Source organism: Sporosarcina ureae DSM 2281 (assembly GCF_000425545.1).
Classification (GTDB): domain Bacteria; phylum Bacillota; class Bacilli; order Bacillales_A; family Planococcaceae; genus Sporosarcina; species Sporosarcina ureae.
The window spans coordinates 78,130-89,543 of sequence record NZ_AUDQ01000009.1; the positions used below are offsets into that span (position 1 = coordinate 78,130).

General features: G+C 42.5%; 11 protein-coding genes. 5 read left to right on the plus strand and 6 right to left on the minus strand.

Annotated elements, in window-relative coordinates; all coding sequences use genetic code 11:
• Window positions 1-2: 2 nt before the first annotated feature.
• Window positions 3-1,205, minus strand: coding sequence for an ABC transporter permease (locus H605_RS0110100; protein WP_211225430.1), 1,203 nt, complete (start codon window positions 1,203-1,205; stop codon window positions 3-5).
• Window positions 1,198-1,944: an ABC transporter ATP-binding protein gene (locus tag H605_RS0110105; protein WP_029054114.1), complete on the minus strand. Its 747-nt coding sequence runs from the start codon at window positions 1,942-1,944 to the stop codon at window positions 1,198-1,200. The genes H605_RS0110100 and H605_RS0110105 overlap by 8 nt, the downstream gene beginning before the upstream one ends.
• 121 nt (window positions 1,945-2,065) lie before the next feature.
• Here H605_RS0110105 and H605_RS0110110 point away from each other — a divergent pair, with 121 nt between their 5' ends.
• From H605_RS0110110 to H605_RS0110125, 4 genes are all read left to right on the plus strand, one after another.
• Entirely contained in the window at window positions 2,066-2,491 is a 426-nt protein-coding gene (locus tag H605_RS0110110; RefSeq protein ID WP_029054115.1) for an HIT family protein, read from the plus strand.
• A 194-nt stretch (window positions 2,492-2,685) separates the two neighbouring features.
• Entirely contained in the window at window positions 2,686-3,042 is a 357-nt protein-coding gene (locus H605_RS0110115) for a YtxH domain-containing protein (RefSeq protein WP_029054116.1), read from the plus strand.
• Between the two features lie 187 nt (window positions 3,043-3,229).
• Window positions 3,230-3,793, plus strand: coding sequence for an HTH-type transcriptional regulator Hpr (locus tag H605_RS0110120; protein ID WP_029054117.1), 564 nt, complete (start codon window positions 3,230-3,232; stop codon window positions 3,791-3,793).
• A gap of 86 nt (window positions 3,794-3,879) precedes the next feature.
• A complete protein-coding gene (locus H605_RS0110125; protein ID WP_029054118.1) occupies window positions 3,880-4,065 on the plus strand; it encodes a hypothetical protein in 186 nt (61 codons plus the stop codon).
• 42 nt (window positions 4,066-4,107) lie between these two features.
• On the opposite strand, the gene H605_RS18660 is transcribed toward H605_RS0110125, so the two are convergent.
• Window positions 4,108-4,209 (minus strand): YjcZ family sporulation protein, encoded by a 102-nt coding sequence (locus H605_RS18660; protein WP_081657910.1) that lies wholly within the window; start codon window positions 4,207-4,209, stop codon window positions 4,108-4,110.
• 158 nt (window positions 4,210-4,367) lie between these two features.
• Between H605_RS18660 and H605_RS0110135 the strand changes: the two genes are divergently transcribed.
• Window positions 4,368-5,327, plus strand: a complete 960-nt coding sequence (locus H605_RS0110135) for a peptidylprolyl isomerase (RefSeq protein WP_029054119.1) — start codon at window positions 4,368-4,370, stop codon at window positions 5,325-5,327.
• Window positions 5,328-6,215: 888 nt separating this feature from the next.
• On the opposite strand, the gene yhaM is transcribed toward H605_RS0110135, so the two are convergent.
• From yhaM to H605_RS0110155, 3 genes are read right to left on the minus strand one after another with little or no spacing between them, the layout of a single operon-like run.
• Complete coding sequence (yhaM, locus tag H605_RS0110145) at window positions 6,216-7,154, minus strand: 3'-5' exoribonuclease YhaM (protein ID WP_029054121.1); 939 nt, start codon at window positions 7,152-7,154, stop codon at window positions 6,216-6,218.
• Window positions 7,154-10,006 (minus strand): ATP-binding protein, encoded by a 2,853-nt coding sequence (locus H605_RS0110150; protein ID WP_029054122.1) that lies wholly within the window; start codon window positions 10,004-10,006, stop codon window positions 7,154-7,156. Before H605_RS0110150 ends, yhaM begins: the two co-directional genes overlap by 1 nt.
• Window position 10,007: 1 nt before the next feature.
• Entirely contained in the window at window positions 10,008-11,210 is a 1,203-nt protein-coding gene (locus tag H605_RS0110155; RefSeq protein ID WP_029054123.1) for a metallophosphoesterase family protein, read from the minus strand.
• Window positions 11,211-11,414 lie beyond the last annotated feature (204 nt).

An 11,414-nucleotide genomic window follows, 5' to 3' on the forward strand; every position in this document is an offset into this window, starting at 1 on the left:
CATCATATATCTTTCATTTGCTCTTTAGTCAATCGAATTGTTGCTTCCCCGACAATGAGTGCGATAGCTGCAATCAAGAGTGGTGTAACACTTAATCCGTACAATGGTAATGCCGCCAGTAATAGAATGATTGCTTGTAGCCAAATCAATTTTCTTACTAACAAACGAACCGCTTTGATTTGCGATTTTTCCTGTTCTTCAGGAAACAGCTGATCCATAGTGAACTCGAAGCCGCCTTCAAGTGCCAATATTAACTGAACAGCAGTCGCAAACGCCAATGCCCCTACAAAGATGAACGAGACGATCGGTATCGGTATTAAGAATGCACCCAACGCAGACAGCACCGTTAATCTAACCCACAACCAAAATGTATCATCTGTACGAATAAATGTCCGGACGATCAAGTAATTTTGTACATCTTTGCGCTTGAACGTAGAACGTTTCATGGCAATATTTAACCAGCTACGCTTACTTACTGATCCGACTAGATGCGGTACTTCCGTGAAGTAATTCGCAAATCGATAGAAACGCATCATGCGGTTTTGTTCCAATTCAATAAACTGCTCATATGGAAACGGAAACTGCTCTGCTTTTTTATCCCAAAACTTCGCATAGAGCATGGCGATCAAAATTCCGATAAAGATTGCAACCGAACTCCACGTAAGAGCGAAGTAAATTGTTGAAAATGTTAAAACCAGTCGAAGCACACGGTCCGGCCAAACGAAATCATGATTGGCCACTCGAACACTGTATTCAGTCCCTACAAACAATCCTTTAAACGCAATGATCAGCAATATCACGAGGAGATAATCAGTGCCTGCGCCCACTTCCGTTGCCTTTAATAAAGGCAATGCAATGACCATGGCAATCAACGGCAAAGGAAGTTGAGAAAACGTCGACCAAGTAATTGAACGTCTCATATAGCTCGGCAATTGGTTTTCCAATGGCAGGAAAAAGACAATATCTGCCGGCTTTAGTAACGTGGTCGGTGCAGCTTTCATTAACAAGAGAGCAATGACGACGGATACAATGAAGACTGATGGGAATGTAGCGGGCACTTCTTTCAGCCATTCACTATACGCATAGCCTCCTGCTCCAATGGCGAACATGAAGACGATAGCCAAATGTCCAGTGAATACATAGCGCATATATTTCTGTAATTCATTAACATAATGGAAGAACCGTTGTCCCCAAATCTCATGCATGTTGTTCATAGTCAGGTTCCTCAGTCATTGCAATATACAAGTCATCAAGTGTTGCATCCGGTCGTCCGAAGGCCTTGCGCAAGTCGTCCATCGTACCGTTCGCACGTACCCGTCCTTCGTGCAACAAAATAATACGATCACAATATTTCTCAGCTGTCGCCAAAACGTGAGTCGACATCAGTATAGAAGCACCGGCATTTTTTCGATCAATAATTTGGTCGAGTAATGCGCGAATCGCCAACGGATCTAAACCGACGAACGGCTCATCAATAATATATAATTTCGGTTCTACTAGAAAAGCACACATGATCATGACTTTCTGTCGCATACCTTTAGAAAAGTGAGCGGGAAACCACTTCAAGCGTTTTTCCATCCGGAACTCTTTCAGCAATTGTTCGGTACGGATTTCAAACTGCTGCTTGTCCAACCCATATGCCATCGCAGTCAGTTCCAAATGTTCTAGTAATGTAAGTTCTTCGTATAACACTGGAGTCTCTGGAATATAACTAAATGATTGGCGGTAATGTTCTTTATCACTAAACGTCGCACCGTCAATCTTAATTATTCCTTCGAGCGGATTCATCACACCGATAATATGTTTGATTGTCGTACTCTTACCTGCACCATTTAGTCCGATTAACCCGACCAATTCCCCCTCTTCTATTTGAAATGAAAGGTCATGTAAAACGGGCTTACGCGTATAACCACCTGTTACATGTTCTAGTTCTAGGATTGCCATTATTTTTCCCCCTATCTTCTTTTATTATTTTAGCAAAAAAATTGTAAAATTGCTTTATCCGCCTTCGTTAACTATCTGAAAATATGCTACAATACATCCAAACATGAAAGGATGTGTAGAAATGACCTCATGTATTTTCTGCAAGATTGTAGAAGGCACGATTCCAGGAGAAAAAGTATATGAAGATGATCACGTGATCGCGTTTATGGACATTATGCCTGTCACGAAAGGGCACGTACTCCTAATTCCAAAAACACATCGTGAAAATGTGTATGAATTAACTGAAGAAGAAGCTGCGAATTTATTTAAAGCGGCCCCAAAAATCGCTAACGCATTAAAAGAAGAATTTCAACCGTCCGGGATGAATCTATTACAAAACAACGGATCTTTCGCAGGTCAGTCAGTCTATCATTTCCATATGCATTTAATTCCACGCTATGATAAAACAGATGGTCTGAAAGTAGAATTTAACACAAAAGTAGAGCAGTTCCCGATGGACGTAGTATCTGAATTAGCTACTAATATTTCAAGACGACTGCAAGAATAACACGTCGAGGATGTAAAACAGAAGAGTACGGGACTATGTTTCATAACTTGAAATGAACTCCACTCTTCTATCCAATCCTCCCACCATTAGGACAGAATGCTTTTGTTTGAATAATATTTCATTCATTTTCTTGCTCAACTACGTAATAACATGCTTTAATAAAATAATAACTATACAAAAGGAGTGTTCTCTATATGAAAGCGTCCACATTCTTTATTGGTCTGGCAGCAGGTGCTGTCACTTCTGCGGTAACTGTTCTATATTCTACACCTAAAGCTGGCAGCGAACTGCGTGATAGTGTCAAAAATGCATCACTCGAATTGAAGGATAAGTTGAAAGATGTCAAAGGGCAAGTCGCAGATCTAAAAGATTCCGTAACCGATTTATCGAAAGAAGCAAAAGAACTTGTACCAGAGACAGTTGAAGAAATGAAAGTTTCCGTGGCAGACTGGAAGCGCTCAACCGAACATAATAAGAAACGTTTGGAGAAAGAAATTTCTGCGATCCAAACAGCACTGGATGATCTCGAGAAATCCATTAGTACTCGCTAACGCATTTCCATTTAGACATCAGTTTTTTACTTGCTAATCTTTGAGTGACCCATAGTAAAACAGCTATGAACTAGCTGGATTCTATGGGCGTATACACTCAAACTGATTTATTTTATTATTCCGTCTTCTCTATTTGTTGCTTTTTTGGTATAATAAATAAAAAGACTGAAAGAAAGCAGGTGTCTCGATGGCCGATCAACATATTTCACGTAAAGACGCCATGATCTTCAATCAGCGCGTAGCCCAAATGTCCAAGGCATTATGGAAAGCTGTAGAGAAGGATTGGCAACAATGGATTAAGCCGTATGAACTCAACATTAATGAACATCATATTTTATGGATCGCCTATCATTTAGAAGGCGCCACAATTTCAGACATTGCGAAGTTTGGTGTAATGCACGTCTCAACCGCCTTTAACTTTTCAAAAAAGTTGGAACAACGTCAGCTTTTGTACTTCTCGAAAAAAGATGATGACCGACGCAATACATACGTGACGGTTTCAGAAGAAGGCAAAGCATTACTCATCCAGATGAATGAAAATTACCATAATGAAGATTATAGCGTACTTCAAGGTTCTCTTCCTATTCGCGATATTTACGGTAAATTCCCTGAATTCCTTGAAGTTATGTCTGTATTACGTAACATCTACGGAGATGATTTCATGGATATATTTGAACGCGGTTTCCAGAACATTGAGAAGACCTATGTCGATTCGAATGATTACCTTACAAAATCTGAAGTAGAGTCATAACTACCTGCTCTTCACACAGTTTAGTTTTTTCCTTTTGATCATAAATTCTGCTATGATAGTACAGAAGCAGAAAGAGGAGGTCTAAAATGGTTATAGCGATTACCATTCTATTTTCATTGTTCTACTTATATCAAATTAATAAAATGACATTTGCTCTTTGCCAATCTAGAGAGATCCCAGAAGAAAAGCAGCCAAAGATTTATCGAACTGTAAACATTCTGATTACAATCCTCATTTTATCCTTATATGTAGAAGTGTTCTTTAGCGCCTGACACTATGTATGCCCACCCCCAGTACTGGAGGCAGGGCTTTTTTTAATACAAGTATGCCGCACCGACGATAATCAACAAAATGAACAACACAACAATTAAAGCAAAGCCTGATGAACCTGATCCGCCATGTGTGTAACCGCTCATGAAGGCACCCCCTTTCACATTGTATTCTATGCGAAAGTAGAAAAAAGCGGTTGGGCAGTTTGGATGTATGGAACCTTTTTGTTTTTCATACGTTATATGGTATAGTGTTTACTTAAAGAATATACAGAATCTATACTTAGATTAGGGGAGTTAATTACATGAAAAAGAAGATGTTAGCATTTACACTCGCAGCTTCGGTTGCAGCTTTATCCGCTTGTTCTGGCGGCGGGGATGAAAAGGTTATGACGTCTAAAGCAGGAGATGTAACGAAAGATGAGTTTTATCAAGAAATGAAAACATCTGTCGGTGAACAAGCTCTACAAATGATCATCTTAGAAAAGGTTCTGGATGATAAGTATGACGTAGACGATAAGCAAGTAGACGCAGAATTTGATAAAAACAAAGAACAACTCGGTGAAAACTTCGAAGCATTTTTGGCTCAACAAGGACAAACACCTGACAGCTTCAAAAAAATGATTCGTTTGAATAAATTGCAGGAAGCTGCATTGACTGACGGTATTGAAGTTTCTGACGAAGAGTTAAACAAACGCCTTGAAGAATCTCAATCAGAAATCAACGCTCGTCACATCTTAGTTGAAGATGAAAAGACAGCAAAAGAAGTAAAAGAGAAGTTGGATAAAGGAGAAGACTTTGCGAAAGTAGCAAAAGAATACTCTACTGATCCAGGTTCTAAAGATGAAGGCGGAGATCTTGACTGGTTCGCATACGGTGTAATGGTTCCTGAATTCTGGAACGCTGCATACGACTTAGAGCCAGGCAAAATCAGTGAGCCGGTTCAATCAGATAATGGCTTCCACATCATCGAAGTAAAAGAAAAACGCAAAGCTGAAGATGAGAAAATCTCTGATGAAAAGAAAGATGAAATTCGTCACGAACTATTGATGGAAAAGGCTGACGAAAATGAGCTATTAGCTAAAGTTTCGAAGCTAGTAAAAGCAGCAGATGTGAAAATTAAAGACGAAGATTTGAAAGCTTCACTTGATTTGTTCAAGATGGAAGAGCAACCAACTGAAGGTGAAGCTCCAGTTGACGTAGAAGCACCTGCAGAAGACGCTCCAGCTGATGATGCTGAAGTGGAAGTTGAAGAAGGTAAGTAATATATGAAAAAGGTCTGCCCCGGAAGTTTCAATTTCCGGTAGCAGACCTTTTTTTGTGTTTTCAATAGACTTTTAGTGCTCTTTAGGTCACTGTTCTGTTGTAAGTGCGTAAGTGACCATGATTACGTTTCTATTTAGCATGCCTAATAAGCGGCGTGCGGTTGTGGTTCTTGCACGTGCCTTTCTTTTTCCTGTTCGTCCAGGAGGTTGTGGTTTAGCTAGCAATCTAAGCGGCAAGTTCATTGTCCCCACTTCGGCGCTGGTGGATGGCTCTCGCGTTGCATCAGGTGTAGGGCAGTTCGTAGACTTCTTTCGCAAGCAATACATACTAGATATCATGATGTAGCTGATATATTTACTATTAGAACCACAACCAAAATACATACCACTTAGTAGCACAGGCACAACTGCGGGGTAGGCCGTGGCCAGGAGACAACTGGCAGCACCACCGCCAGCTGGCTCCTGGCTGGAGGCAATCCCCCACGTGCCTGTGCGGGTCTAGAAAACGAACACTCGCTAACTCCAATACCCAACAATCAATCGAGCAACGCCCCCAACAAAAGTCACAAAGACCTGCAGCCGCATAGTCTCTTCCGCCAAACGCGTTTGTTAGTCGGGTACTGTACGCTATGTCTTGCTTTGCCGCTTAAAACCACAACCAAAATAACTACCCCTCAGTAGCGCAGGCACAACTGCGGGGTAGGCCGTGGCCAGGAGACAACTGGCAGCACCACCGCCAGCTGGCTCATGGCTGGAGGCAATCCCCCACGTGCCTGTGCGGGTCTAGAAAGCAGACACTCGGTGACTCCAGTGCCCAACAACCAGTCGCGCAACGACCCCAACCAAAAGTGACAAAGACTCGCAGCCGCATAGTCGTTCCACCCTAGTTTACTCAAACGTAGGCTTGTAGAACGAACGGTTATCCAGCGGGAATACGCGCTCGGAGAACTCGCCTGGCGTAGTCTTCGACATCACGCGGTTCAGCATATTCATCTTCGCATCAATATTATCAATATAATGAAGAATCTCCGCTTCTTTCAACATTGGACGCTTCGGACTGCCCCACTCCTCTTTACCATGGTGAGACAACACCATATGCTGAAGCAACATCACTTCCTCACCGTCAATCTCCAACTCTTCTGCCGCCTTGGAAATTTCATTGACCATAATCGTAATATGACCTAATAAGTTCCCTTCAATCGTATACTGCGTACCGACTGGACCTGACAATTCGATAACCTTTCCGATATCATGCAAAATAATACCTGCATACAGCAAGTCTTTATTCAACGTCGGATATAGCTCCGCAATCGCCTTACCTAGCTTCAACATCGAAACTACGTGATCAAGTAAGCCAGATACGTAGTCATGGTGGTTCCTCGTAGCTGCCGGATACAACACGAAGTCCTGCTGATGCTTCTTCAGTAAATGACGAGTGACACGCTGGATTTGCGGATTTTTCATTTCAAAGAAAAACTGCATCAATTCATCTAGCAAGACTTCCTTGCTTTTTTCAGATGACGGCACTAAATCTGCAATTGTCACACCCTCATCTTCTTTTACAGGACGGATGGCTTTAAGTCGAAGTTGATTTTTCCCACGGTATTCATGAATTTCTCCACCTACTTTTACGATGGTCGCCCCCTTATATATCTGGGCTTGTTCTTCACCCGCATCCCAAAGTTTCGCTTCAAGATCTCCACTTTTATCTTGCAGAATCAATGTCATGAACGGACTCCCCTGCTGTGTGATGCCTTTTGTTGCCTGCTTAATCAATAAATACATGTCGATTGTTTCGCCGACTTGATAGTCAAGTAGTTTTTTCATCAGTGGATCTCCCCTTTTACTTTTGGTCCAATCTCAATTGTATGCGGTTCACTTAGCCATTTCGATTTCATTTCTTGATGGCAAGTAAAATACAGAAATTGATGAGTTGGCTGTAACTCAGTAAGTATTTCTATCATACGCGAAAGTCGTTCATTATCAAAGTGAACAAATGGGTCATCCATTATAATGGGAAACGGTGCGCGCTCTACTAATTCATACGCTAACGCTAGTCTTAATGAAAGATAGGCTTGCTCTTTTGTAGCTTGACTGAGCTCATTCATCATGAACGATTGTCCTTCAGCAGTGATTGCCTCAAAATAACCTTCCACTGTTAAACCGAGCGTTGCGTATCGATTCCTCGTTAAACGGCTGAACCAATTATTGGCCTGTTTGAGAACTGCCGGTAATTGATGTTCTTTCCACTCACTCATCGTCTGCCGAATCGACTCACGGACAGCTTTGCGGATTACCCATTGTTGCGTCATTTCTTCCAGCTCTGCTTTTCGTACTTCGAACAATTGCTGAAGCTCACTATACGTTTGACTGGCACCCATTTGCGAGATTTCATGACCTACTTTGACTTGCTCATCTACAAGTGCCTCCACTTCTTGACGAATCATTTGTAGGCGGTTCGTCGTTTCGCTGCGCTGTCGTTCAAGTTCCGGTATGGTCCATTCTTTTACTAATGGTTCCTTACTATATAAGGACAGCTGGGCTTCTACTTCTTTCAGCTGTCGTTTCAGCAATTGTGCATCTTGATCTTGCTGATACGCTGTGTAAAATGGCTCTTTTTCCGATACGCCAACCATATCGAACAAATTTTGAATTTCTGTTGCTGTCTTTTCCAACAACTCATGCGTTTCTTGTAATTGCTCTCGGATTACAAGTACTGTTTGTTGTTTGCTCAGATGCTTTTCTTGCAAGCTATCCTGACGAAGTAGTTCCTGGCGAATCCGTTCGAATAAACTTTCTTCCGCAACAGGTCCAAGCATATTTTCCACTTCTTGGGTCAGCGATTGCAATTGTTGCGTCGTCGTTTGCAAACGTTGCTGCCATGTTCTCTGATCTATTTCCGCATCCTGGAACTCACGCAGTAATCGGAAGCTCTCCTGAATATTACATGTCAGATCGAATGGTTCATCTTGCACCAATTCTTGCAACTTCTTCACCGCTTGTTGTTTCTTGTAATGAAGTTGTTCCATTTCTTCCGCATAATTCTGCAGTTTACGATCCAGTCTTTCAATCTCCGTTGACACTTGCCGTTGGTCGCGCTGTTGCCGATCATCACGCTCAGCCAATTTTTCAAGTTCTGCTGCTAATGCTTCATTATTTCGAATGAACGATTGCTGATCTGCTACAGAATCAGGTCGTTGTTTCCATAACCAAGCACCGACCCCCGCAACTAGTAGTCCGAGACCTGCGAACAACCATTGCTGCTGCAAGACACTATATGCCCCGATCGCTAGTCCAATGAGCAATATCACGATCGGAACCATTTGATTCGGTGCTTGCTTATTTCCCGCAGAGACAATGAATTTTGCCTCCGCAAGTTGACGTTGCAGTTGGGGCCATTTTGCTAGTTTCGCTCGCTCGGATTCAGTCAATCGCAAACGGTCATTACGTTCTTTTCGTTGCTCCGCTTCTTGGCGCTCATTTTCCGCTTCTGCCAACAGTCGTTGTAATGCTTTTTGTTGCTGATCCAGTTCTTTTTGTTCTTCAAGGATCGGTTCAAGTTGGCGTTCGCGTTGTATGGAGACGTCTATCTGCCTTATCGACAACTGCTGATCCTCAGTTAATCCTAAACGATTGCTGAACTGCTGTCGTTTCTTCTCAAGCAAACGAATTTCCTGTTCAGCAGATAGTCGCTCTGTACGCAAACGATGCCATTCCGCTTCTTGTGCCACCCAGCGCTCTAACTGCCGCCGCTCGTTGTCAGGTCGCAAATCAATTAATTCCGATTGCCACTTTGCCTGTTCTTTCTCTAGGCGTGTTTTCTTTAATTGCAATTCTGATTGTTTACTGGCCAATTCTTCATAACGTCGGATTCCTGCTGCCGGGAATTCATCCGACATATGAGAAAGTTGTTCAAGTAATTGATTGCGCTGTTGCTGCAGCGGAACGATTTGCATGGCGATTCGTTGTTCTTCAGATTGTTTATAAAGGCGATGCTCTTCCAACCGTAATGCTGCCACTTGCTCGTCGAGTTCTTGCTTGCGAATAGTCAGAGGTTCATACGTTGATAGCTTCTGCTGCTCTTTTTGCATTGCTTGTTCAAGCTCACGTATCTCAGCCATTTTTTTATTCATCGGTGGTATTTTTCCAGATTTTTTGAAGAGGCCACCCATTTCTTTCTCCATCTTCTTTTCCACTTTCCAAAGTGTATCGAGACCAGTCGTGCCGGAAGCAAGTAATGTACGGCTTAAATCATTTTCATCCATTTTCTCAAGATCTTGCAACTGGAATAAGGAGAAGGAGAAAATCGATTCAAAAGCTTGTCGATCATAACCTCTTAATAACCTCTTCAGTTCCTCTTCCTCTGCCATACGCCCATCTTCAAAACGGATTAAAACGTCACCTGAAGATTTTCCACGCACCCGTTCAATCATCCAATTACCGTACGCCTGATCTTCTATATAGAGACAGCCGCCATATTTACCACCTGTTTTCGGCTCATAACGCAACTCCTGTTGATTCTTTTGAGGAAATCCAAATAAAATATGAAGGATGGCTTGCTGAATCGTCGTCTTCCCCGCTTCATTCGGTCCATACAAAAGATTCATACCAGGTCGCAAATCAATTTCCAAATTCTCATGCTGACCGAATCCATAAAGAAGTATTTTACGGATTTTCATTTTAGCCCTCCTTCAACATTTCATTCTCCAGCAATGCGGTTGCCTGCTGTTTCAATCGTTCGAAATCTGCTGGCGTCAGTGCTTCTAAATAGCGACCGGCTTTATGGCTGTATACTTCTTTCACTAAGTCATTCCAGTCATCGGTTTCCCAAGATGAAATGGTTTTTTCCACCGGTCCCAGTAATGAATTCGGAACTACTGAATAACTATTTTTTGGCCATTCAATTGCTGAAATCCACACGAAAGGTTCCATAGCTTCATACTGTTCGCGCAAAATATCGAGCCATTCTGCTTCCGCTTTAGCCAAGTCTTTTGTAAGGCCTTCCGTATGCTCCATCACTAACTCCACGACGACACTACCAGTTTCAGCTGTCAGTTGATCAATCGCTTCCTGACAAGCAGAAATCCAGTCATCTGCGTATTCGATTCCTTTACACGAAACAGTCAATGTAGTGAATACAACATCGGATGTGGCTACAAATTTCATGGAATCATTAATAGGCGTCAACGAGACATCATAAAAACCTTTGAGACCTTGCTCATTGCGATGCCGGCCTTGAATATTGCCAGGGTAAACAATCGGCGGTTCTTGTGATAATACTTGGCGCTTATGAATATGTCCAAGCGCCCAGTATCTGTAGTGCTTATCCTGTAATTCACTGATTGTAAACGGTGCATACACAGCATGCTCAGCGTCTCCTGCCACACTTCCATGCAATAGACCGATATGTATTCCCTCACTAGCTTTAGGATATTGCCTAATCATCGATTCTTTAACATGGCGTTGCGGGTAGCTGAAGCCGTGTAAACAAATTTTTTCGTCACGAATCATCAATTGTTTTTGCTCTACTTGTTCAGAAAAAACATGTACATTTTCAGGCAATGAAACTCTAGTCCATCTGCCTGCCAGATGGTCATGATTTCCGTATGACAGATAGACCGGGATATTCACTTTTTGAAGTTGTTGCATACCTTGTTGGAAACGAATTTGCGCACGCAAGCTACGGTCTTCACCGTCATAAAGGTCACCAACAATGACAATGAAGTCCGGTCGTTCTTTAACTGCGTAGGCTATGAATCGGTCGAACGCGGCAAATGTAGACTGCTGCAGTCTGGCTAACTCGTCCGGTCCTGCTGAGGCCATGCCTTTAAAGGGGCTATCCAAATGCAAGTCGGCTGTATGTAAAAAACGTATGGGTTCCATAGGTTGCACCTCTTCCACGAATACTCGTTCCTATTTTACCATATTCAATCAATTGAGGGAAAGGTGGATACGTTGTGTTTTGGGGATTTGAAGTACAGAGATGTGCTCCCAATGCTTCACTTTTGCTCTAGGCATACTTACTCCGGGGGTCCCCAGCTGGAGCTTCAATCTCTTCACACTCACAACTCCAGTTACAATTGAACT

Bases quoted from the DNA above. Each gene is read 5' to 3' on its own strand.
- H605_RS0110155 (WP_029054123.1), bottom strand. From the start codon at position 11,210: ATGGAACCCATACGTTTTTTACATACAGCCGACTTGCATTTGGATAGC.
- H605_RS0110120 (WP_029054117.1), top strand. From the start codon at position 3,230: ATGGCCGATCAACATATTTCACGTAAAGACGCCATGATCTTCAATCAG.
- H605_RS0110125 (WP_029054118.1), top strand. From the start codon at position 3,880: ATGGTTATAGCGATTACCATTCTATTTTCATTGTTCTACTTATATCAA.
- H605_RS0110115 (WP_029054116.1), top strand. From the start codon at position 2,686: ATGAAAGCGTCCACATTCTTTATTGGTCTGGCAGCAGGTGCTGTCACT.
- H605_RS18660 (WP_081657910.1), bottom strand. From the start codon at position 4,209: ATGAGCGGTTACACACATGGCGGATCAGGTTCATCAGGCTTTGCTTTA.
- H605_RS0110100 (WP_211225430.1), bottom strand. From the start codon at position 1,205: ATGCATGAGATTTGGGGACAACGGTTCTTCCATTATGTTAATGAATTA.
- H605_RS0110105 (WP_029054114.1), bottom strand. From the start codon at position 1,944: ATGGCAATCCTAGAACTAGAACATGTAACAGGTGGTTATACGCGTAAG.
- yhaM (WP_029054121.1), bottom strand. From the start codon at position 7,154: ATGAAAAAACTACTTGACTATCAAGTCGGCGAAACAATCGACATGTAT.
- H605_RS0110150 (WP_029054122.1), bottom strand. From the start codon at position 10,006: ATGAAAATCCGTAAAATACTTCTTTATGGATTCGGTCAGCATGAGAAT.
- H605_RS0110135 (WP_029054119.1), top strand. From the start codon at position 4,368: ATGAAAAAGAAGATGTTAGCATTTACACTCGCAGCTTCGGTTGCAGCT.
- H605_RS0110110 (WP_029054115.1), top strand. From the start codon at position 2,066: ATGACCTCATGTATTTTCTGCAAGATTGTAGAAGGCACGATTCCAGGA.